At 59.6% G+C, this 21,062-nt stretch carries 23 protein-coding genes and 1 pseudogene; 8 read left to right on the top strand and 16 right to left on the bottom strand.

Annotated elements, in window-relative coordinates:
• Positions 1 to 8 precede the first annotated feature (8 nt).
• A complete protein-coding gene (locus INT40_RS06715) occupies positions 9 to 1,004 on the bottom strand; it encodes an AAA family ATPase (RefSeq protein WP_101573005.1) in 996 nt (331 codons plus the stop codon).
• Positions 1,005 to 1,573: 569 nt separating this feature from the next.
• Here INT40_RS06715 and nrdH point away from each other — a divergent pair.
• The 4 genes from nrdH to nrdF all read left to right on the top strand — a co-directional run bounded on the left by nrdH (position 1,574) and on the right by nrdF (position 5,496).
• Entirely contained in the window at positions 1,574 to 1,822 is a 249-nt protein-coding gene (nrdH, locus tag INT40_RS06710; RefSeq protein WP_092106910.1) for a glutaredoxin-like protein NrdH, read from the top strand.
• Between the two features lies 1 nt (position 1,823).
• Positions 1,824 to 2,237: a class Ib ribonucleoside-diphosphate reductase assembly flavoprotein NrdI gene (gene nrdI, locus INT40_RS06705; RefSeq protein ID WP_101573003.1), complete on the top strand. Its 414-nt coding sequence runs from the start codon at positions 1,824 to 1,826 to the stop codon at positions 2,235 to 2,237.
• A gap of 5 nt (positions 2,238 to 2,242) precedes the next feature.
• Positions 2,243 to 4,369 carry a class 1b ribonucleoside-diphosphate reductase subunit alpha gene (gene nrdE / locus INT40_RS06700; protein WP_257930185.1) on the top strand — a complete coding sequence of 709 codons (2,127 nt, stop codon included), beginning with the start codon at positions 2,243 to 2,245 and terminating at the stop codon, positions 4,367 to 4,369.
• A gap of 146 nt (positions 4,370 to 4,515) precedes the next feature.
• On the top strand, positions 4,516 to 5,496 hold the full coding sequence (gene nrdF, locus INT40_RS06695) for a class 1b ribonucleoside-diphosphate reductase subunit beta (protein WP_101572999.1): 981 nt from the start codon (positions 4,516 to 4,518) through the stop codon (positions 5,494 to 5,496).
• A 58-nt stretch (positions 5,497 to 5,554) separates the two neighbouring features.
• On the opposite strand, the gene INT40_RS06690 is transcribed toward nrdF, so the two are convergent.
• Entirely contained in the window at positions 5,555 to 5,812 is a 258-nt protein-coding gene (locus INT40_RS06690; RefSeq protein WP_226830896.1) for a hypothetical protein, read from the bottom strand.
• Positions 5,813 to 5,892: 80 nt separating this feature from the next.
• Here INT40_RS06690 and INT40_RS06685 point away from each other — a divergent pair, with 80 nt between their 5' ends.
• Both INT40_RS06685 and INT40_RS20565 read left to right on the top strand, forming a co-directional pair.
• Positions 5,893 to 6,051, top strand: coding sequence for a hypothetical protein (locus INT40_RS06685; protein ID WP_193095772.1), 159 nt, complete (start codon positions 5,893 to 5,895; stop codon positions 6,049 to 6,051).
• A gap of 121 nt (positions 6,052 to 6,172) precedes the next feature.
• Positions 6,173 to 6,541: pseudogene (locus tag INT40_RS20565) on the top strand (hypothetical protein); the annotation flags it as partial.
• A 23-nt stretch (positions 6,542 to 6,564) separates the two neighbouring features.
• Here the strand turns inward: INT40_RS20565 and INT40_RS06680 are convergent.
• The 11 genes from INT40_RS06680 to sdhC form a co-directional block, all read right to left on the bottom strand.
• Positions 6,565 to 7,737 (bottom strand): AI-2E family transporter, encoded by a 1,173-nt coding sequence (locus INT40_RS06680; protein ID WP_101572995.1) that lies wholly within the window; start codon positions 7,735 to 7,737, stop codon positions 6,565 to 6,567.
• Between the two features lie 754 nt (positions 7,738 to 8,491).
• Positions 8,492 to 8,671, bottom strand: a complete 180-nt coding sequence (locus INT40_RS06675) for a hypothetical protein (protein WP_193095771.1) — start codon at positions 8,669 to 8,671, stop codon at positions 8,492 to 8,494.
• 1 nt (position 8,672) lies between these two features.
• Complete coding sequence (locus INT40_RS06670) at positions 8,673 to 8,861, bottom strand: hypothetical protein (RefSeq protein ID WP_193071482.1); 189 nt, start codon at positions 8,859 to 8,861, stop codon at positions 8,673 to 8,675.
• Positions 8,862 to 9,031: 170 nt separating this feature from the next.
• Positions 9,032 to 10,147: an FUSC family protein gene (locus INT40_RS06665; protein WP_101572990.1), complete on the bottom strand. Its 1,116-nt coding sequence runs from the start codon at positions 10,145 to 10,147 to the stop codon at positions 9,032 to 9,034.
• Positions 10,148 to 10,348: 201 nt separating this feature from the next.
• Positions 10,349 to 10,516 (bottom strand): hypothetical protein, encoded by a 168-nt coding sequence (locus INT40_RS06660; RefSeq protein WP_180958991.1) that lies wholly within the window; start codon positions 10,514 to 10,516, stop codon positions 10,349 to 10,351.
• 402 nt (positions 10,517 to 10,918) lie between these two features.
• Positions 10,919 to 11,392, bottom strand: coding sequence for a hemerythrin domain-containing protein (locus tag INT40_RS06655; protein ID WP_193095770.1), 474 nt, complete (start codon positions 11,390 to 11,392; stop codon positions 10,919 to 10,921).
• Positions 11,393 to 11,440: 48 nt separating this feature from the next.
• Positions 11,441 to 12,697 (bottom strand): D-alanyl-D-alanine carboxypeptidase family protein, encoded by a 1,257-nt coding sequence (locus INT40_RS06650; RefSeq protein WP_101572986.1) that lies wholly within the window; start codon positions 12,695 to 12,697, stop codon positions 11,441 to 11,443.
• A gap of 272 nt (positions 12,698 to 12,969) precedes the next feature.
• A complete protein-coding gene (locus INT40_RS06645; protein ID WP_101572984.1) occupies positions 12,970 to 13,767 on the bottom strand; it encodes a succinate dehydrogenase iron-sulfur subunit in 798 nt (265 codons plus the stop codon).
• Entirely contained in the window at positions 13,767 to 15,527 is a 1,761-nt protein-coding gene (gene sdhA, locus INT40_RS06640; RefSeq protein WP_101572982.1) for a succinate dehydrogenase flavoprotein subunit, read from the bottom strand. Before sdhA ends, INT40_RS06645 begins: the two co-directional genes overlap by 1 nt.
• Positions 15,528 to 15,537: 10 nt before the next feature.
• On the bottom strand, positions 15,538 to 15,990 hold the full coding sequence (locus INT40_RS06635) for a succinate dehydrogenase hydrophobic membrane anchor subunit (RefSeq protein WP_193071484.1): 453 nt from the start codon (positions 15,988 to 15,990) through the stop codon (positions 15,538 to 15,540).
• Between the two features lies 1 nt (position 15,991).
• Positions 15,992 to 16,369 (bottom strand): succinate dehydrogenase, cytochrome b556 subunit, encoded by a 378-nt coding sequence (gene sdhC / locus INT40_RS06630; RefSeq protein ID WP_035279682.1) that lies wholly within the window; start codon positions 16,367 to 16,369, stop codon positions 15,992 to 15,994.
• Positions 16,370 to 16,680: 311 nt separating this feature from the next.
• On the opposite strand from sdhC, the gene INT40_RS06625 reads away from it, so the two are divergent.
• Positions 16,681 to 17,790, top strand: a complete 1,110-nt coding sequence (locus INT40_RS06625; protein WP_135446702.1) for a mannose-1-phosphate guanylyltransferase — start codon at positions 16,681 to 16,683, stop codon at positions 17,788 to 17,790.
• Between the two features lie 113 nt (positions 17,791 to 17,903).
• Here INT40_RS06625 and INT40_RS06620 read toward each other — a convergent pair whose 3' ends face one another.
• From INT40_RS06620 to INT40_RS06610, 3 genes are read right to left on the bottom strand one after another with little or no spacing between them, the layout of a single operon-like run.
• Positions 17,904 to 18,587, bottom strand: coding sequence for a GntR family transcriptional regulator (locus INT40_RS06620; RefSeq protein WP_135446701.1), 684 nt, complete (start codon positions 18,585 to 18,587; stop codon positions 17,904 to 17,906).
• A gap of 3 nt (positions 18,588 to 18,590) precedes the next feature.
• Positions 18,591 to 19,190, bottom strand: coding sequence for an ATP-binding cassette domain-containing protein (locus tag INT40_RS21330; RefSeq protein ID WP_135446700.1), 600 nt, complete (start codon positions 19,188 to 19,190; stop codon positions 18,591 to 18,593).
• Positions 19,187 to 20,002, bottom strand: coding sequence for a class I SAM-dependent methyltransferase (locus INT40_RS06610; protein ID WP_167854044.1), 816 nt, complete (start codon positions 20,000 to 20,002; stop codon positions 19,187 to 19,189). Before INT40_RS06610 ends, INT40_RS21330 begins: the two co-directional genes overlap by 4 nt.
• Positions 20,003 to 20,108: 106 nt before the next feature.
• Here INT40_RS06610 and INT40_RS06605 point away from each other — a divergent pair, with 106 nt between their 5' ends.
• The gene (locus tag INT40_RS06605) at positions 20,109 to 21,038 is read left to right on the top strand and encodes a hypothetical protein (protein WP_135446698.1); all 930 of its coding nucleotides are present in this window, start codon (positions 20,109 to 20,111) and stop codon (positions 21,036 to 21,038) included.
• The last annotated feature ends 24 nt before the right edge of the window (positions 21,039 to 21,062 follow it).

Here is a 21,062-nt window from a genome sequence, read left to right as displayed (position 1 = left end):
GCACCCGATCAGGGAGTGGGGACAGCCATGAGGAGGGCATCGACGATTTGGGCGCTCGTGATGTTCTCCGCTGCGGCTTCGAAGTTGAGTTGGATGCGGTGATCGAGAATGCGGTGAGCCAGATCCTTGATGTCTTCGGGGATGACGTAGTTGCGACCCCGGATCATCGCCAGGGACCGTCCCGCGTTGGTGAAGGCGATCGAGGCGCGGGGGCTGGCACCATATTCGATGAACGGGGCGAGTCGGCCCAGATACTTGGCGGTGTTCCTGGTCGCATGGACGAGCTCGACAAGGTACCGGGTGATCGAAGGGTCGACATAGATGGTGCGTGCATAGTTCTGGAGCGTCTCGACGTCCTCGAGGTTGCAGGAGGGCTTCGGAACGGAGTCGCGGTCGAAGACGCCCGAATCGAGGCGGGCCAGGATCTCCATCTCCTCATTGGGGCTCGGATGGGTGAGGAGGTCCTTGATCATGAACCGATCGAGCTGCGCTTCGGGAAGCTGATAGGTGCCTTCCTGCTCGATCGGGTTCTGAGTGGCCAGGACCAGGAAGGGACGGGGAAGTTCGAACCGTTGGCCGCCGATCGTCGTCTGCTTCTCCTGCATTGCTTCAAGCATGGCACTCTGCGTCTTCGCAGACGACCGGTTGATCTCATCGAGGAGGACGATGTTGGCGTGGACGGGGCCCAGGACTGTATTGAACGAGCCTTCGTGGGCGTTGTAGATCTGAGAACCGATGATGTCGGCGGGAAGCAGGTCGGGTGTGCACTGGATGCGGGAGAACTCACCGTCCACAGCATTGGCCAGCGCTGCCGCCGCGGTCGTCTTGGCCAGGCCGGGAACACTCTCCAGGAGAAGATGACCGCCGGAGAGGAGGCCGATGAGCAGGCTTTCGCGCAGGCGCTGCTGACCGACGACGAAATGATCCAGATAGGATTCCAGACCGCCGAGGATCGATTGAGCGTGTGCGATCTCTTGGGTGTTGGCGGGTGCCGTTGCCGTCATGGTGGGGCCTCTCGAATCTCAACTGGCTGACAAGACAAGCATATGGGCTGAGCCTGACACGGGACTGGACTCTGTCGTGTCAGTACCGACACATACCCTTAGGAGACCGGCTTGCAGGAGTGGGTGACGGCGTGAAATAGGGGCGCAGAAGGAGGCGGAATCGACAGTGCAGACGGACCCCGGGCAGGTGGAAGCAGAAGCGAATGTGACACGCCGAAAAAAATACCCACAGGTGAAAAATTTATCTGTGGACAGATGTGGAAAACGGGGTCGGGGGAGGTGCCCGGAAGTGGCTTTTCGACCGCTCTGCCCAGCGTCCTCGCAGGTGATCGAACTACATCGGTGTCACTCATGACTTGTGGATGACTGTGGACGGTTTGAACACAGGGTGTGGACGGTCGAAACAACACTGGTGTAACACTGGATATAGGGGTAGAGTCGAACCCGAACACAACATCTAGTGGTCATGCCCGGGCTTGCTTGACGTGATATTCGTCATTGTCAAGGTCAAGGATCCGGCGTGGACATACCGTGAAATCTAAGCCGAAGTGCAGAAATGAGGAGTCGCGATGATCACCGTGTACACCAAGCCAGCTTGCGTCCAGTGCAACGCCACGTACCGTGCGCTTGATGCCAAAGGGCTGAAGTACAAATCGGTCGATCTCAGTGTCGATGAGAACGCCTTGGATGTCGTCAAGGCCATGGGCTACATGCAGGCTCCCGTCGTTGTCACCGACAACGACCACTGGTCAGGTTTCCGCCCGGACAAGATCGCCACTCTGGCCGGCGAGCAGACCTCGGTTTCCGTCGTGGCCTGACATGCTCCTGGTCTACTACTCGAGCAGCTCTGAGTACACCGACCGCTTCGTCAGTAAGCTGAGGCACCCCTCGCGCCGGCTTCCCCTCCTGACGAAAGAAGAGACGCTGACGATCGACGAACCGTTCGTCCTCGTGACTCCCACCTACGGTGCCGGTGCCAACAGAGGGGCCGTTCCCAAGCAAGTGATCAAGTTCCTCAATATCGAATCGAATCGACGCCATCTCGTCGGCGTCGTCGGCGCTGGAAATACGAGTTTCGGCGAAGAATACTGTCGCGCGGCACACAAAGTGGCCGCAAAATGCAATGTACCCGTGCTGTACCGTGTCGAACTCCTCGGAACCCCAGAGGAAGTCGAAGCAGTGAATTTAGGATTGGACAAACTGTGCGCGAGCTCGCTGAAGACCGCAATGTAGAAGACATCATCCGCGAAGAGACGGATCTTGACTACCATGCGCTCAACGCCATGCTGAACCTGTACGACCAGGATGGTCGTATCCAGTTCGAGCGTGACAAACAGGCTGCCAGGCAGTACTTCTTGCAGCATGTCAACAACAACACCGTCTTCTTCCATGACCTCAAGGAGAAGCTCGACTACCTCGTCGAGAAGGAATACTACGAACCCGAAGTCCTCGATCAGTACTCCTTCAACTTCGTCGAAGAGCTCTCGAAGCGCGCCTACTCGGCTAAGTTCCGGTTCCAGACCTTCCTCGGTGCTTTCAAGTTCTACACCTCTTACACGCTGAAGACCTTTGACGGAAAGCGCTACCTCGAACGCTTCGAGGATCGCGTCGTCATGGTCGCACTGTTCTTGGCTCGCGGCGACGAGAAGCTGGCCACCCAGCTCGTCGACGAGATCATCGCCGGCCGTTTCCAGCCGGCCACGCCGACCTTCCTCAACGCAGGCAAGAAGCAGCGCGGTGAACTCGTCTCCTGCTTCCTGCTGCGCATCGAAGACAACATGGAGTCGATCGGTCGCTCCATCAACTCCGCACTGCAGCTGTCCAAGCGCGGCGGCGGTGTGGCCTTCGCTCTGACGAACATCCGCGAGTCCGGTGCACCGATCAAGAAGATCGAGAACCAGTCCTCAGGTGTCATCCCAGTCATGAAGCTGCTCGAAGACTCTTTCTCCTATGCCAACCAGTTGGGCGCGCGCCAGGGCGCCGGTGCCGTGTACCTCCACGCTCACCACCCCGATATCTACAAGTTCCTCGATACCAAGCGCGAGAACGCCGACGAGAAGATCCGGATCAAGACCCTGTCACTGGGCGTCGTCATCCCGGACATCACCTTCGAGTTGGCCAAGCGCAATGAGGACATGTACCTCTTCAGCCCCTACGACGTCGAACGCGTCTACGGCATGCCCTTCTCTGACGTCAACGTGACAGAGAAGTACGAAGAGATGGTCGACAACGCCGCCATCAAGAAAAGCAAGATCAGCGCACGTGAGTTCTTCCAGACCTTGGCGGAGATCCAGTTCGAGTCCGGCTACCCGTACGTCATGTTCGAAGACACGGTCAACCGTGCCAACCCGATCGACGGCAAGATCATCATGTCGAACCTGTGCTCCGAGATCCTTCAGGTCTCCGAGCCCAGCCAGTACGACTCCGATCTCGGCTATGATGTCATCGGCAAGGACATCTCCTGCAACCTCGGTTCTCTCAACATCGCGCTCACAATGGATTCCGATAGCTTCGGGCAGACCATTGAGACCGCGATTCGCGGACTGACTGCTGTCGCGGAAACCTCTGACATCCAGTCGGTTCCTTCGATCGCTCGCGGCAACGACATGTCTCACGCCATCGGACTCGGGCAGATGAACCTCCACGGCTACCTCGCTCGTGAGCATATCTACTATGGCTCCGATGAGGGCCTCGACTTCACGAACATGTACTTCTACACCGTCGCCTACCACTGTGTGCGGGCGTCGATGGAGATCGCGAAGGAACGCAAGTCCGCCTTCGCCGGCTTCGAGCGGTCGAAGTATGCAAGCGGTGAGTACTTCGATAAGTACACCGACGAAGTGTGGGAACCACGCACTTCGCGTGTGGCCGAGATGTTCACCGAGGCGGGCGTGCACATCCCCACTCAGGACGATTGGCGTGAGCTCAAGGCTGCAGTTGCTGAGCACGGCATCTACAACCAGAACCTGCAGGCTGTTCCGCCCACAGGGTCGATCTCCTACATCAACAACTCGACGTCATCGATCCACCCCGTGGCTTCGAAGGTCGAGATCCGCAAGGAGGGCAAGATCGGGCGCGTTTACTACCCGGCTCCCTTCATGGATAACGACAACCTGAAGTACTACCAGGATGCTTACGAGATCGGCTATGAGAAGATCATCGACACCTACGCCGAGGCCACGAAGCACGTGGACCAGGGACTGTCGCTGACCTTGTTCTTCATGGACACGGCCACAACTCGTGACATCAACAAGGCGCAGATCTACGCATGGCGCAAGGGCATCAAGACCATCTACTACATCCGGCTGCGCCAGCTCGCGCTGGAAGGTACCGAGGTCGATGGCTGCGTTTCCTGCATGCTGTGACCGATGAGTTCAGCGGGCCGGTGACAACCGGCCCGCTGAACTCATGACCCCGAGCCTGCGCACACAACAGTCTCCGGGTACTCAACATTCTTAGTCTGCACGGCAGACCACACGTACGTATGACGTACCTGCAACTTGGAAGAGAGATGGAAACGTTGGAGAACCTGACTTTGGCTTCGCATGTCGATGCCATCAACTGGAATCGTGTCATCGATCCCGTCGATGATGACGTCTGGGACCGCCTCACCGGAAACTTCTGGCTGCCTGAGAAGGTGCCGCTGAGCAACGATATCCCTTCATGGGCGACGCTGACCGAGGAGGAGAAGACGCTGACCATGCGCGTCTTCACGGGTCTGACATTGCTGGATACGATTCAGGGCACCGTGGGTGCGATCTCCCTGATTCCGGATGCAGTGACGCCGCACGAGGAAGCAGTGATGACGAACATCGCGTTCATGGAGAGCGTGCATGCGAAGTCATACTCATCGATCTTCTCAACCCTGTGCTCGACGAAAGAGATCGACGAAGCGTTCCGTTGGTCGCGGGAGAACACCTACCTGCAGTCCAAGGCCGACATCATCCTCAGCTACTACCGAGGCGATGACCCGCTCAAGCGCAAGGTTGCCTCCACGCTGCTGGAGTCATTCCTCTTCTACTCGGGCTTCTACCTGCCCATGTACTGGTCTGCACATGCGAAGCTGACGAACACGGCCGACCTCATCCGCCTCATCATCCGCGACGAGGCTGTCCACGGCTACTACATCGGCTACAAGTACCAGAAGGGTTTGGAGTCACAGTCCGAGGAGCGCAAGCAGGAGCTCAAGGACTACACGATGAACCTCATGTTCGAACTCTACGAGAATGAGGTCGCCTACACGCATGACCTCTACGACTCAGTGGGGCTGGCTGAGGACTGCAAGATGTTCCTCCATTACAACGCGAACAAGGCCCTGATGAACCTCGGGTACGAAGCGATGTTCCCGAAGGAGGTCACCGAGGTGAACCCGGCGATCCTCGCGTCCCTCTCGCCCAACAGCGACGAGAACCACGACTTCTTCTCCGGATCAGGATCCTCCTACGTCATCGGCAAGGCCGAACAGACGGAAGACGACGACTGGGACTTCTAAAACACCGGGTCAGCGGCCCATCCAGGCAGAAATGCTTGGGTGGGCCGCTTTCGTTTATTCACTCACCCGTCGCCGCGGAATTGTCGTTTGAGCACATTTTGAGCACACTCCGATTCCGGGCCGCATCAATCCGAGCCGCCACATCGTCCATATCGGTACTGAATAGGTCGGCGTATACGTCGAGAGTGACCGCCGCCTGATTGTGGCCCAACATGTTCTGCACAACCTTCACCGAAGCGCGGGCCGACACCGCGGAGACACCATCCAGACCATCGACAATCCCGACGAGCCACACCTCAAGGAGCGCGAGCTTCAAGTGCTTGTGGCTGAGTCCGGGACCACGAACTGGATCAGGGACTACCTGTGCCAGAACATCAACGGACAGAAGGTGGCGGCATGAGGAGTGGTGGCAAAGCGTTCGACGCAAGCGAATTCCGATCACTCGGCCATGACCTCACAAGGGCCGGAGTGAAGGCCCAGGCCGGCACCAGACTGGTCGTGACAAAGACCGCAGCCGATATCACTGCCGATGCGAAAGCGTTCGCCCCAGGTTGATACGGGCAACCTCCGGCCTCGATCGGACACGACCTGTTCGAGGCGAGTGGAGGGACCAGCGCCGAGATCGGTCCGACCACGAGTTACGCCGGTTTTGTCGAATGAGGCTCGAGTCGTTGCCGGCTGCCTCGTCCCCACCGACCGCGGGTCACAATTTCGGCCCAGGTAGTTCCAGCACGCTTTACGGCATCATGGGCGAGTCGGCTCGATGGGCAGGGTCGGCGTTGCTGGTGATAATGCGGCAATGGAATCGTTCCTCGTCGTGTTGCAGAAGAACGTCCTTGATCGGGGCCGTTGGGGTACAAGAGCGAGGTTACGGACTGCGATCGTGCACTGGGTTGAGCGGACCTATCACCGGAAGCGTCGGCAACGGAGATTGGGTAAACTGGCCCCGGTTGATTACGAGCCTGTTCACCACAAGGCCGTCGCTCTGGCGGCACAAACTCCGGAGTCAACCAAACCTTCAGCAGTTGCGTTGGCTGGAAAGTGACCCCGGAGTTATCAGCTCAGACTTCACCGGTCTTCGTTCGGTTCGAGATCGTTCCCAGCGCTGTCGTTGGTCATTTCAGCATCGCTGATCGTGTGATGGGCACTCGCCGCTGACTGATCGGTGGGCGGATTCTTCGCGGCTCTGAACATTGAATTGAGAGTAGCGATGACAGGAACCGCGAAGAATGCCCCTGTAATGCCCGCAAGAGCAGCCCCCGCGGTGACGCCCAGGATCACTGCTAAGGGGTGAATTTTGACTCGTGAGCCGGTCAACCAGGGCTGAAGAACGTGGCTTTCGATTTGTTGAACGAGGATCACGATGCCAAGCATGATGACGGCGTGAATCCATCCGTTGAACATTAGTGAGAGACCTACTGCGAACGCTCCGCCGATGATCGCTCCAACAAAAGGGACGAATGCTCCTAGGAACACAACGGTCGCGATTGGTACGGCCAGCGGCACTCCCAGAATCAGTGCACCGAGGCCGATTCCGACCGCATCGGTGGCGGCGACGACGAGTTGGATTCGAATGAAGCTCGACAGGGTCTTCCAACCGGCGTCTCCGGCTGCAATGATTCGCTGATGGGATTTCCGGGGCCATATCTGGACTGCCCAGGTCCAGATTCCTTTCCCGTCGATCAGTGCGAATAGCGTCACGAACAAGACGATGATGACGCCTTCGACGATGTGAGCCGCTGTAGTGCCGACTTCGGCGGCACCTGAGCCGAGTCCGGCAGCATTGTCTTGCAACCACTGCCCCGAGGAGGTGACGAGGTCGTTGAGCTTGGCTTCGGTCAGCCCGAACGGCTGCGTTGCCAAGAACTGCTTCGCCGCGTCCAGAGACGTCGCCACCTGTTTCTGGATCGCAGGAATCTCGCTTCTGATCTGGAAGGTGATGAGGAGGACGAGTCCGGCCAGCAGGCCGAGGACGACGACCCAGACGGTGACCACGGCCAGCCACTTCGGCCACCGATGCCGCTGCAGGAACGACGACAATGGGACCAGGAGGGCCGAAAGTATCAGTCCCGCCAGAAAGGGGATCACGATTTCTGCCATTTGCAATGCCAGGAATCCCGCAACGGTGATCCCCGCGACGATGACCAGAAGGTAGCCGGTGAAACGAGCTCCGAGCTTCAATCCTTCGGGAATAGGGTCGTCCCGATTCTTCTCCATGGAGTCTTGGGAGTCGTTCAACATGAATTCACACTACCCTCAAGCGTTGTTGCGGGGAAGTGCAGTTGGCGAGGTGTGCCCGGGGGCTTGGCGACGAGCCATACGGCTGTGGCCGTGGGTATTCCCTTGGCGAGCAACAGAAGACTGTCGCGATGTGGTTGCACCATGACGACGTGCGGTGAGAGGGGAAGCGAGGGCCCAGAATTTGCCCAAATCTTGACCACATTCATCCCCGATGGGTCCAGGTAGAAACTCGTAAACTCCGCCTAGAATTCAACGGTCGACTCCCTGACCGGGAGGCAAGAGCGAACCACGACCTCTGCGGTTCCGGATGCTCCTGCGTCATCGGCAAGGCCGAGAGAACACGGAAGACGACGACTGGGACTTCTGAGTCACCTTCTGAGTCGCTGAGGGGCGGACGCCCTCGGCTTTCGGCCAATCCGAGCATTACTGCTTGGATGGGCCGTTTTCGTGCATTCAACCATCGTCGGAAGTGGAAGCGGCTTCTGCCCACGATCTTCCCATAGACCCGCACTGACTATATATGAGGCAGACCTGTGCAATTGGTGCGGTCAGCCCAGTTCAATCCTGAAAGGGCCCGCCCGCACGAGTCCGAGGTTCGCCGCATCACCTGCATGGCGTCGGCGTGTGCGAAACTCGCAGGGCATCGCGAACTCGAGGGGGAGCGTGAGCTTGAGGTCGCGAATGCCTATCGGGCGCTTACCGACCAGTGGTCCGCGCAGAGTTCTTGACGAGCGCGTTGTCGGGGTTGAAGTGCTTACTCACTGCCGTGTCGATTCTGCTTACGCATGAGATCGAGCATTTCTTTGCGGTCAGCTTCACATCGTTTCGTGGACTTGACGAGCTTGATGACTCCGAAGATCGCGCCCACAATAATCGCAGCGATGACGGCCAGGATCACGAGCAAAACGAGTATCTGTCCAAATGCAAGACGCAAGTCAGTCCTTCTGTTCGAGAGCACGGATGACGGAACCTGTCAGTACGACAGCGATCGTAGCGAGCAGCCCAACCGGAAGAACTTCATCATGGCCACCGGGCAGCACCATAAAAGTACAGAACAGGAGTATCGCGCCTGCTAGGAGAAATACCGTCGTCGTCCCATTCGAGTCTTGATTGTTCTCGGCCATTGTCGCACTTTCTTCAGATCATCGTCTCTCTAGCACCCGAATCACATAGGAGCCAGGTGGTGTGGATACGGCCGGTAAATCCACTATGGGTGTCGCACAGCAGACTGAGACCGCCTGAGGTAAGACCAGCTTCAGTCGTCGTCTGTGATTCGATGCGTCACCCGCCAGCGTCAGCCAGCATCGCGTGCTGTACGCGCGGAGGCGACGTCATCGACGACGGCGGCGATGTGCTGCACGCTCGCGATCAGTGAACCGTATAGGGCCCAGGAACGTTCCGGGAGGCCGTCATCTTCGGCCATGTTCACCGACAGCTCTTCGAGGCGTTTGAAGATCGGTTCGACTTCCGCATCTGGGTCGGCTATCGATTGACCGGCGTCTCGGACGATTGTTGTCCACTTCTCGCGGAAGCGAGTGTCCCATTCGCCGGTATCGTAAGAGCCCTCGCGCAGAGTCCGGGTCAGATGGCGCAGGTGGGAGATGCCTTCATCGACCCGCTGCAGGATGTTCTCGTAGCTGGCGTCCTCCGGCGATGTCTGCACTTCGCGGGCTACACCGGATGGGGTGCGTCGCCGACGCAGACGGTCGCGGGGGTTCGCCCGTTGACTCTCCCTGGCGAACTTGACCGACTGCCATGCTGAGTTCAGTTCCTCGCTCATAGATTTGGTCGTTTGGAACCAGTCGTTGGCGTTGTCTGTGTCCCATCCTTCGTCCAGTTCATCGGCCATTTCGACCAAGGTGTCGCCCATGCGCCGGTTGATGCTGTCGACATAGCGCTTTGCCTGTTGATCGCGCAGAGGTGGAATTACCAGAAGGTTGACGACGATGCCGACGGCGACGCCGACGCAGAGTTCCAAGATCCGCTCCCCGAGAAGGGGTTGCTGACTGTCGAAGCCGCTCCCGAGGACGAAGATGCCTGTTGTTGCGATCGCGATACCTTCATCGCGGATCCAAGGCAGCCGAGCAGCAGAGAGGCCGACCAGGAGCGCAAGCGCAAATGTCCATATGCTCACGCCCAGATAGTTGCCGATCACGAAGGACAAGGCAACGCCGAGGGTTGAGGCGATAGTCGACTGCGCACCGCGAGACAACGAGCGGTGGACGGTGGCGTGAACTGTCAGTAGTGCTGCCCACGGTGCCAGGAATGGCATCTGAGAGTTCAGAACGCTATCGGACAGCCACCACGCGCCGGTAGCTGCGATGACCGCCTTGACGATCTGGAGCAGATCGGTGATGACATCGGGGCGTCGGGCAAGTAGCGATAGCTGTCGCTGCGAGTTCTGCGGCAATGGTCGTCCTTTCGGACCATGAGGATGGAGTGTTCACCCTACCTGGCATTCATAATCGGTGACGTGCACAGGTGGGCGATGAAAAAGCCCGACATTCCTGCAGGCAGAACCTGCGAAATGTCGGGCTGAGGTCAGACTGTCTTAGTTCCCGCTCTGCTTAAGACCCAGCAGTGCGAAGAGGAACCCGACAGACGGCGGCGATTAAGCCGCCAGCGGCGTGGTCTCACGCAGCGATGTTCCGGTGAACAGCACGGTCCGTCCGGTGGAATCACTGATCGTGATTTCGCCGGTGTTCCTGGTGCTGATCCTCGGTTCGATCAGTCCTGCATGCTCGACGGCACGCTGAACCCATTGTGGGAACTGAGTCATCGTTCCCTCCTTTCATTACAGTTCTGTTGAATGGCATGCATCTGTGCACGCGATTCTTTTCGTGTTGAGTTGGTGACGGGGTAGTCACCGAATAGTGCTAGCTGCCGAACGAGAATCTCGGTGGCGAGCCGGCTGGGTTTTACCGTGGTGCGGGTTGCTCCGTCACGGTGGGGGATCTGCATTCAGAAGAGACATAGAGTCCGTCGTATTTCATCTGCAAGTTGAACCTGATTCTTCAACTGCCGTAATGAATGGCATGTTGCGGTAAGAGTGGAATCAAAGGTTCGATGAAGCCGGACTGCTTCGAACGCAAGACATCAGCTTATACAAGTTCATCAGAAGATGTCAAAATCAAGGTGTGGGGTGCAGCGCGAGGGGGTGCCAAACAGTTTGTGGACCGGATCACCGCGTTGCCTTTTCGCACCGCCACCCTTCAGGCATGGCGCCCGCGTCAAGGAAATCTCGTAGGCGGCTGGTCGCCTCATCCGGCAGGTCTGCATCCGCACGCGGATAGATGATCGGCTCTTCCTTCGAATTGTGTGCATCGAGGCGAGTCAGCAGGTCCCGGCACGCATCGTCCATGGTCTGCGAATCGGCGTCAGCCGCCAGCTGCACGTCGAGGGAGGCCATCGCGTCCCAGATTTCACCGTGCTCACGGAGCATGACGAACACAGGCATCATCAGTCCGGCCGTGCGCAGCGTTGGAAAGATGAATTCCTCTTCGAGATAGATGTGACGTCGCAGAGCCGCCATCGCCCGCAGCAGGGGCGCTGAGTCAGTTCCGCCACTGCTCAGACCGTCGGCGTACTCCTCGATTCCGCCATCGATCTCCTCATGTTCGCGCTCAAGGAGTGTGGACAGCAATGGTGTTTTCACGGCAACCTCCGAACGGGACTGTCCCGATTCTATCTGAGATCAGGTCACTCAGCTCCGGCGCATTCGGACCCAGATGGTCCCTGCCGCGATGAGAAGCACCGCAGCGCCGGCCAACATTGCGAATGGGAGGAGATTCTCTGCGGAGATGCCCAGCACCGACGATGAGGCCTCGGTTCCGTTCGCCGCAGCCGTAGAATCATCGGTGCTCTCACCCGATTCCTTTTCTGTGCCGTGGGAGTCGCTTCCACTGCCGCCGGCATCACTGCTGCTCGCCGAGGCGCTGGGATCGGCGCTCGGCGTCACGGTCTGCCCGACGGGGATCGTCTGGAGAGACTTGGGTTCCTTCTGGGCAAAGTCCCATTCGAGCAGGTCGACCGCGGCTTGTCGGGAGTTGTTGTCGATGCCGAGCATCGTCGCGACCACACGGTGACCGTCACGTTCGGCCACGGCGATATAGGCGCCCTTGGCTTTACGTGTGAACCCGTTCTTCAGCCCGAGCCCGCCGTCGACCTGCCCGACGATCTGAGTGTGGTTCTGAATCTCGTAGCCCTTGAACTTCTCCTTCGTGACCGGGTTCTTCCCGCCCGGGAACTTGATGGTCTCGGTGTCGATGACGCTCATCAGGTAGTCATCCTCACACACCGCCCACGCCAGTTTCATCATGTCTGCAGCCGTCATGTACTGATTCTTGTCGTCGAGGCCGGAAGTGTTCGCGGCGTGGGTGTCCGTCATACCCAGCTCCTCGGCCTTCTCATTCATCAGGGCCACGGCCTTCTCCTGACCGCCAGCGGCCCGTCCCAGCGCGTTCGCGGCATCATTGGCACTCGACATCAGCATCGAGTGGAAGAGCAGATCGACGGTGTACTTGTTCTTCTGCATGAGGCCGACCTTGGTGCCGTCGATCTCCATGTCCTCGAACTTCGCCTCGACCTTCTGTTTGGGATCGTCGAGCACGTCGACCAGAGCCAGAGCGGTCAGGAGCTTGATCGTCGACGCCGGCGCGTGCTTCTTGTCGATGTCGTGGGCGGCCTGAATTTCGCCCGTATCGAGGTCTCCCACCAGCCATGAAATGCCCACCGGTTTCGGTGGCTTCGCTCCATCGCCGAGGTCGGCCGGAGTTTCGTAGACCTTCTCCTGCTTCTTGTCGGGCTTCGCATCCGCATGTGAGCTCGTGGGGGAGAGGACCAGCTGAGCGCCGATGAGCAGAAGGGCGAGAGCGGCACCGACGATGAGGCGCACTCCCGCCCCGAACGAATGCGGAGCAGATGTCGTCAGTGACGCAGAGGAAGTGCGGGTCGAAAGCATGCGCACCAGTCTACGACGGCAAAGGAGCAGCAGTCCTCAGACAGACTCGTGCGATATCGCACAGCACTTCGACAGTCGAAGTCAGACTGAGCTGGTTTCAAACCTGTCCACTCTGACTCAGACTGTCGAACTCCCACACACGCCCACGCAGACGCCACACGCCCGGGGATCTCAGGCTGCACACTCACTCCAACATGGGGAACGCAAAAGGCGGCCGTGCACGTAAAGTGCACGGCCGCCTCGGCGATCCAGATGATGCGCGTTTGATCAGATCAGAATGCGCGCTGCAGGACTGCCTGCTTCACCTCTGCGATGGCCTTGGTGATTTCGATGCCACGAGGGCAGGCCTCGGTGCAGTTGAAGGTGGTGCGGCAACGCCACACTCCTTCTTTGTCGTTGAGGATCTCCAGGCGCATGTCTCCGCCTTCGTCACGCGAATCGAAGATGAAACGGTGCGCGTTGACGATGGCTGCCGGACCGAAGTACTGGCCATCGGTCCAGAACACGGGGCACGACGAGGTGCACGCGGCGCAGAGGATGCACTTGGTGGTGTCGTCGAAGGCCTCACGCTGTTCGGCCGACTGCAGACGCTCACGCGTCGGCTCGTGGCCGGAGGTGATGAGGAACGGCATGACCTCGCGGTAGGACTGGAAGAACGGCTCCATGTCGACGATGAGGTCCTTCTCCAGAGGCAGACCCTTGATCGCTTCGATGGTGATCGTCTTGTTGGTGTCAAGATCCTTCAGCAGGGTCTTGCAGGCCAGACGGTTGCGGCCGTTGATGCGCATGGCATCGGAGCCGCACACGCCGTGAGCACAGGAGCGGCGGAAGGACAGCGAACCGTCCATCTCCCACTTGATCTTGTGCAGGGCGTCGAGGACACGGTCGGTGCCGTACATCGTGACCTTGTATTCCTCCCAGTGCGCCTCTTCATCCTGTTCGGGATCGAAGCGTGCGATCTTGAAGGTGCAGTCAAATGACGGAATCGAGCCGGCATCGCCTGCCACGTGGTCGGGCAGGTCGATCTTTGAGGCTGGTTCCGGTGTCTCGGTTGAGGTATCGGTGCTCATCAGTACTTACGCTCCATCGGCTGGTAACGGGTGACGATGACGGGCTTCGTCTCCAGACGCATGCCCTTGATGCCGTCGGTCTCGGAATCAGGATCGAGGTAGGTCATCGTGTGATGCATGAATCCTTCGTCGTCACGATCCGGGAAGTCCTCTCGGAAGTGTCCACCGCGTGATTCCTTACGGTGGATGGCGGCGACGGAGATGACCTCGGCGAGTTCGAGCAGGAAGTTCAGCTCGACAGCCTCGAGGAGGTCGAGGTTGAAGCGCTTGCCGCGATCCTGAATGCCGACGTTGTTGTAACGTTCACGCAGTTTCGCGATCTCGTCGAGCGCTTCGCGCAGAGTCTCGTCAGTGCGGAAGACCTGGACGTTGGCGTCCATGAGTTCCTGGAGATCCTTGCGGATGGCGCCGATGCGTTCGGTGCCATCGGAGGTCCGCATCTTCTCGAGCAATGCGACGGTGTCGTTCTCGGCACCCTCGGGCAGTTCGACGAAGTCTGCGGTTTTCGCGTACTCCGCTGCGGCGATGCCGGCGCGCTTCCCGAAGACGTTGATGTCGAGCAGCGAGTTCGTGCCCAGACGGTTCGATCCGTGGACAGACACGCAGGCGACCTCACCGGCGGCGTAGAGGCCGGGGATGACGTTGTCGTTGTCCGCGAGCACCTCGGCCTGGATGTTGGTCGGGATGCCGCCCATGGCGTAGTGCGCGGTCGGGAAGACCGGCACCGGCTCCGTGTAGGGCTCCACACCGAGGTAGGTGCGGGCGAACTCGGTGATGTCGGGCAGCTTCGCATCGATGTGCGCAGGCTCGAGGTGCGTGAGGTCGAGCAGGACGTAGTCCTTGTTCGGTCCACAGCCGCGGCCTTCACGCACTTCGTTGGCCATGGAACGGGCCACGATGTCACGAGGAGCGAGGTCCTTGATCGTCGGTGCGTAGCGTTCCATGAAGCGCTCACCCTCCGAGTTGCGCAGGATCGCGCCTTCGCCGCGAGCGGCCTCGGAGAGCAGAATGCCCAAACCGGCAAGTCCGGTCGGGTGGAACTGGAAGAACTCCATGTCCTCAAGCGGGATGCCCCGGTTGTAGGCCACGGCCATGCCGTCGCCGGTCAGGGTGTGGGCGTTCGAGGTGGTCTTGAAGACCTTGCCCACGCCGCCGGTTGCGAAGACGACCGACTTGGCCTGGAACAGGTGGATCTCGCCGGTGGCCAGTTCGTAGGCGACGACGCCCGCCGGACGGCGGACTCCGTCGACCTCGGTCATGGCGAGGTCGAGGACGTAGAACTCGTTGTAGAACTCCACACCGTGCTTGACGCACTGTTGGTAGAGGGTCTGAAGGATCATGTGGCCGGTGCGGTCTGCTGCATAGCAGGACCGGCGGACGGCGGACTTGCCGTGGTCACGAGTGTGACCACCGAAGCGGCGCTGATCGATCTTGCCTTCAGGGGTCCTGTTGAAGGGCAGCCCCATCTTCTCCAGATCCAGGACAGCATCGATGGCTTCCTTGGCCATCACCTCGGCGGCGTCCTGGTCGACCAGGTAGTCACCGCCCTTGACGGTGTCGAAGGTGTGCCATTCCCAGTTGTCCTCTTCCACGTTCGCCAAAGCGGCGCACATTCCACCCTGAGCTGCACCTGTGTGCGAGCGGGTGGGGTAGAGCTTGGTCAGGACTGCGGTGCGGGCGTTCTGGCCCGATTCGATCGCTGCGCGCATTCCGGCGCCACCGGCACCGACGATGACAACGTCGTATTGATGTACCTGCATGTTTCTCCTTCTATGCGGCCGAGCAGAATGACGCCAGCAGTGCGGGGTCGGCTCCGGCCGGGCAGGGATCGAATGTGAAGATGACGAGCGTGCCGAGCACGATGACGATGACCGAGGCGATGTAGAGAATCACTTGGAGCGCCATCCTGGTGCCGGGCTTCTCGGCATAGTCCATGATGATGGTGCGCAGGCCGTTGGTGCCGTGCAGCATCGCGAGCCACAGCATGAGCAGATCCCAGATCTGCCAGAACGGGCTGGCCCACTTGCCTGCGACGAATCCGAAGTCGATGGCCTGGACACCGTCGCCGGCCCACAGGTTGACGAACAGGTGGCCGAAGATGAGGATCACGAGGATGACGCCCGAGATGCGCATGAACAGCCATGCGAACATTTCGAACTTCGACCGTGTTGATTTGTGGCGCGAGTAGCCGGTGCGCGGAGCCGGGATCGATGTTGTGCTCATGTCATCCTCCGAACGTGTGCATCAGCTGGCGGGGGATGAAGGCGATCATGATGATGAGCCATACGACGATGACTCCCCAGAACAGCTTCTTCTGATTTTTCGGCCCACTCTTCGAGAAGTCGACGAGAATGACGCGAAGACCGTTGAACGCATGGAATGCGATTGCGGCAACGAGTGCGATCTCGCCGATGGCCATGAACGGTGTCTTATACGTTCCGATCACGGCGTTGTAGGCCTCGGGTGAGACGCGGACGAGTGCAGTATCGAGCACGTGGACCAGCAGGAAGAAGAAGATTCCGACGCCTGTGACGCGATGCGCGACCCAGGACCACATTCCTTCATTTCCTCGGTACAGAGTGCCCGTAGACGCTTTGGCCACGGAGCATCCTCCATCTTGGATTAATCGACTGTGTACATCAAGAAACTACGCCGAACGCGGCCGCGTTGCCAGTCGAAGCACCGCCAAGGGTGAAGGATCACACTCAAGTTCCTGGCAGTTCCCTCATAACGTGCGAGAAGCGACTCGGTGAAATTCAATTACCACATGATCGTGTGATCTAAATAAAGTCTGCCCGTGGCCGAATGAGGTGCCGCATGCGGTTGGCGTCAATCTCATCTTCCGGTTCTCCTCATCTCGACACGGCGGGCAACCTCGCTCTCCGAGTGACCAAACTTTGAGACACTGAAGTAGTGAACAGTCATTTCCACGCGATCATCCCGGCAGGCGGGTCCGGCACACGTCTCTGGCCACTTTCGCGCAAGGCTTCCCCCAAGTTTCTGCATGATGTACTCGGTACCGGGCGGAGCTTGCTCCAATCGACCTGGGATCGGGTCGCCCCGCTCGTTGAACCCTCGAAGGCATGGGTTGTCACCGGGGATAATCACCTCGATCAGGTTGCGGGTCAGCTACCTGAGATTGACCGCTCCCGCATCATCACCGAACCCTCTCCCAAAGACTCGGCGGCGGCGATTGGTCTGGCGACGATGCTCATCGCCAAGACCGACCCCGAAGCGATTGTCGGTTCCTTCTCCGCGGATCACTCCATCACCAATGTTGAAGAATTCCGCCTCGTGATTGATCAGGCGTGTGTGGCCGCGGAAACCGGTGACATCGTGACGATCGGCATCATGCCCAGGCATCCGGCCACTGCTTATGGCTACATCGAAACGGGGGAGCCTTTGGGACTGCCCGGCGCCCCAACGGCCAGGCGCGCGCGAGCTTTCGCCGAGAAACCCGAAGCGAGCACTGCCCGGCGTTACGTCAATTCCGGTCGATATCGCTGGAACGCCGGGATGTTCATTGCCAAGGCGCAGGCGCTGCTGGAGATTCTCGAATCCGAGGATCCCGCTCTGTACGCGGGGTTGAGCCGGATCGCCGAGGCGTGGGGGACCGACGACCAGAACACGGTCCTCGCCGAGGTATGGCCCGGGTTGGAGAAGAGAGCCATCGACTATGTCGTAGCCGAGCCGGCTGCCGCGGCCGGTCGTGTCATCGTCATTCCCGGCGACTTCGGTTGGGATGATGTCGGCGATTTCGACTCCGTCGCCCGATTGCGCCAACCGGTCCCGGGTGAACCTCGCGGGGTGATTTCAATCGGCGGATCGTGTGACATCGTCGAGGTCGATGCTTCGGGTGTCGTCTTCTCCGAGCAGCCGCGGACCGTGGCGATCGTGGGTCTCGACGATCTTGTGGTCGTCGACACCGAGGACGTTCTGCTTATCACCTCGCGCTCGCATGCCCAGGACGTCAAAAAGGCAGTCTCTGCAGCCGGCGAGCGCGGACTCGAAGACCTGCTGTAGACGGGGTCGAGTTTCGGAGTAAACGAGTCTGCCGGTCGTTATTCGAATCTCTTCATAGGCTTGATGGTGACTACCTGCTCTATTCGTGGTGTGCCTGGCATCCATTGCCACACTTAAGAGGTTTGTGGGCGGCGGGTACGAACGCGGGGACGGGCATCGGGCGTGACCGTACCGACAAGTCGGCGCAGGAAGGTCAGGTGCTCCTGCGCGAGTAGTTTGGCAGCCTCTGGATCGCGATCTGCGATGGCCTGCGCACTGGATCGATGCCCGTGCAGACCGTTGGTATCGGCAGCGGCGCGGAGAGCGGGAAAGTGCAGTGCGCTTCGGATGATCAGGGGTTCCAAAACACGCTGTAGCTCGCGGTGATGAGTCGCATCGACAATGGCGCGTAGACCTTGATGGTGCAAGCGCGCTGCCTGCCCATGGTCGCCGGAGAATTCAGCGGCGATACCTCGTTCGAATGCGCGGACGATCGCCTCGGCTTCTTCGGCTGTCGCCCGTTCCGCGGCATAAGCATGCGCGGTGGGCTCGAGCATGTCACGTACATCAAGAAGCGCTTCGAGATCTTGCGCCTTGGGCGGCGGCGGTACCCGGAACCCGCGGTTTGGGACATAGTCGACTACGCCGAGCACTGCGAGTTCGCGTAACGCCTCTCGCACCGGAGCGCGCGACACTTCAGTCGCCTCCGCGATGTGCTCGGTGCTGAGCCTATCGCCTCGCCGGAGGCTACCGTCGACCAACTGATCGACAATCAGCCGGGTGATGTGCGGCACCGTCGCCTCAGGATGTTGTGGCATGCCTTAGCTCCTCATTTGCACCTCAGTGGCCTCGAGGGCCGCAATGCGCACCGGTTCATGCGCAGTAAGAAGTATCGCGCATCCCGTTGTTGCTTTCCTGCGCAGTGCTGCTTCAACAGCGTCGGCACTTGTCGCGTCGAGGTGCGCGAATGGCTCATCTGCGAGAAGTAGCGTGCTCGTGGACAACAGTGCCCTCGCCAATGAAACCCGTGCGCGTTGGCCACCTGAGAGCTCATCCGGTCGCGCCTGATGTTCATGCACACCGAGGTCGTTGAGTAGCTCGCTAGCGGCCTCGGAGTTTATCGGCGTGGCGTCGTGGCGACTTCGCGCTGTGAGCGGATACATCACGTTGTCATGCGCGCTCAGCCAGGGAAGCAGTCTGGGCGTTTGAAAATGCACGCCGACTCCGCCGGTCGGGCGCGTCAGCTCCCCCTGATGTTTTGGCCCGACTCCGGCGACGCACTCGATCAGGGTGCTTTTCCCTGTGCCTGACCGCCCGACAAGCGCGGTGATCTCGCCAGCATGCACGTCGAAGCCAATGCCGCCATTGTGAGCCGTGCGGCCGGTGACGGCGAAGTCTCGAATGCGGAGGACGCGGCTCATAACGAGCGATACCCGTGCGCAATCATGTACCTGTCCATAATGCTCACGCGACCATCACTTTCGATCCTGATAGAGCCTTCTCGTTCGAGGGCGGCGTGGCATGTACTCTCGATTTCGGTGTCGCTGGTCACGGCGCGGGCGCGTACTCTCAGCCGTCGTAGCACGGGTGCCCTCGTGCAGAAAAGGTCGAGAGCCTCCGAGAAATTTGCGGCCGAGGTGGCGAGATCTTCGAACTTGATGGTGATGTTTGATACATCGGCACGATCGAGTACTCCACGCAACGCTGGCTCTCCCTCCCACGGCATCGGTAGGTCGGGAATGCCGAGCGTGATGCCCGCTGCCTCCGCGAGCGTGCGGCGCAATACTCCGGATGCCGTGGGATTTCCCCATACGCAAAGCCCGATCTGACCGCCAGTTCGGACGAGTCGCACCATGCGATGTACGGCGGCATCCGGGTCTTCGGCGAAGATAACGCCGAATACGCTGCCAACCGCATCTGCGAGATTGATCACTGTATTCGCCTCACGCTCGTCCAGCACGTGGAACTCGGCGTCAACCGTAATTCCTTGCAGTTTTGCCCTCGATCGAGCCGCCGCGATCTGCGCGGTTGAGATATCGATACCAAAGCTGCGCCAACCGGCTCGTACCGCAGCGAGTGCGAAATTTCCGTCGCCGCAGCCGATGTCTCCAAGCACCGGTCGTTGGTTGCGCGGAGGTGGCGGGGTGAAACAGTCAATCAGGCGCTCGGACGCGTTCCTCAGGTACCCGGACATTGCCTCGTACTCGCTGGCGTCGAAGGCTGGCGCTCTCATGGTGGGTACCTCATTTTCAATCTGTATACATTTTAAGTTAGGTAAGGCTAGTATACACTTTTGGTTAGAAAATACTGACTTACCCACCGAGAACCGAAGGAATCCAATGCGCCATCTGATCAGCACTTCTGTCGCCGTCGCGCTCATCTTTGCGCTATGCGCAGGATGTGGCTCACCGCCTGCATCTTCGACGCCCGCGCGCCTGATAGCGGCTCAGAGCGTTGCGCCGCTCCTGCCCGTTGCAGCGATGACCGCGGCGTCCCCTGACGAATACGAGGTGGAGTTGGGAGCTGATCCGGACTTTCTACGCGCGCAGCTTGCGTCCGGATCTGCCGATGTCGCGGTCTTGCCGACCGAGGCTGCAGCGGCTCTGTACAACGGGGGACTGGACATCGTGATGCTGGGTGCGCTGGATCTGAGCCTGCTACACGTGGTGGGTCCCGCTAATTCCTCGCTTGATGGATTGAGTGAAATCGCCGTTGCCTTCCCCGGTGACACTGCGGATCACGTCTCTCAGGCAGTGTTCGAGGCTCAGGGGCTATCAATTGAATTTTCGTATGAAACGACGATGCCGGACGTACTGGCCGGCCTAGCATCGGGTGCTTCAAACGCGGCCGTTCTGCCAGAGCATTTCGCATCGCTCGCCGTTGCGCAGTCCTCGGGTTCACTCGCCGTCATAGCTGACTTGCGTGATGAATGGGAGGCGGCGACCAAAACTGCCGCCACACCACAGATCGCGATCGTCGCCTCGACTGAGTATTTCGATTCACACAGAGACACCGTGGATTCGATCTCATCGTTGCTGGAGGACTCATTTGGTGACGACCAGATTGATGGTGGCACGCTCGCTGAACTCGCGGCGCTGGCCGACGTCGACCGAGACCTTGCATCGGCGGCAACGGCGCGGCTGGACGCGGTCTACCTCTCCGACGCTGAGGCGCGCGATGCTACGTCCGCCTACCTCGCCGCTCTCATCGATCTCAATTCCGACATCGCGGGAGGGCGCCTGCCCGACGACGGCTTTTACGCTTCGTGACTGCACGAGTGAGCCGCACTTGGG

Origin of the sequence: Brevibacterium sp. FME17 (genome assembly GCF_014897515.1) — a bacterium.
Taxonomy (GTDB): Bacteria; Actinomycetota; Actinomycetes; order Actinomycetales; family Brevibacteriaceae; genus Brevibacterium.
The sequence above is the reverse complement of the archived record's forward strand: the minus strand, read 5'-3'. Positions and strand labels throughout refer to the sequence as shown.

Excerpts from the sequence above, each read along its gene's own strand:
- INT40_RS06650 (WP_101572986.1), bottom strand. The coding sequence starts at position 12,697 with ATGCTTTCGACCCGCACTTCCTCTGCGTCACTGACGACATCTGCTCCG.
- INT40_RS06605 (WP_135446698.1), top strand. The coding sequence starts at position 20,109 with ATGCGCCATCTGATCAGCACTTCTGTCGCCGTCGCGCTCATCTTTGCG.
- nrdH (WP_092106910.1), top strand. The coding sequence starts at position 1,574 with ATGATCACCGTGTACACCAAGCCAGCTTGCGTCCAGTGCAACGCCACG.
- INT40_RS06685 (WP_193095772.1), top strand. The coding sequence starts at position 5,893 with ATGAGGAGTGGTGGCAAAGCGTTCGACGCAAGCGAATTCCGATCACTC.
- INT40_RS21330 (WP_135446700.1), bottom strand. The coding sequence starts at position 19,190 with ATGAGCCGCGTCCTCCGCATTCGAGACTTCGCCGTCACCGGCCGCACG.
- INT40_RS06715 (WP_101573005.1), bottom strand. The coding sequence starts at position 1,004 with ATGACGGCAACGGCACCCGCCAACACCCAAGAGATCGCACACGCTCAA.
- sdhA (WP_101572982.1), bottom strand. The coding sequence starts at position 15,527 with ATGCAGGTACATCAATACGACGTTGTCATCGTCGGTGCCGGTGGCGCC.
- nrdF (WP_101572999.1), top strand. The coding sequence starts at position 4,516 with ATGGAAACGTTGGAGAACCTGACTTTGGCTTCGCATGTCGATGCCATC.
- INT40_RS06680 (WP_101572995.1), bottom strand. The coding sequence starts at position 7,737 with ATGTTGAACGACTCCCAAGACTCCATGGAGAAGAATCGGGACGACCCT.
- INT40_RS06635 (WP_193071484.1), bottom strand. The coding sequence starts at position 15,990 with ATGAGCACAACATCGATCCCGGCTCCGCGCACCGGCTACTCGCGCCAC.
- nrdI (WP_101573003.1), top strand. The coding sequence starts at position 1,824 with ATGCTCCTGGTCTACTACTCGAGCAGCTCTGAGTACACCGACCGCTTC.
- INT40_RS06660 (WP_180958991.1), bottom strand. The coding sequence starts at position 10,516 with ATGACTCAGTTCCCACAATGGGTTCAGCGTGCCGTCGAGCATGCAGGA.
- INT40_RS06670 (WP_193071482.1), bottom strand. The coding sequence starts at position 8,861 with ATGGCCGAGAACAATCAAGACTCGAATGGGACGACGACGGTATTTCTC.
- INT40_RS06645 (WP_101572984.1), bottom strand. The coding sequence starts at position 13,767 with ATGAGCACCGATACCTCAACCGAGACACCGGAACCAGCCTCAAAGATC.
- INT40_RS06610 (WP_167854044.1), bottom strand. The coding sequence starts at position 20,002 with ATGAGAGCGCCAGCCTTCGACGCCAGCGAGTACGAGGCAATGTCCGGG.
- INT40_RS06620 (WP_135446701.1), bottom strand. The coding sequence starts at position 18,587 with ATGCCACAACATCCTGAGGCGACGGTGCCGCACATCACCCGGCTGATT.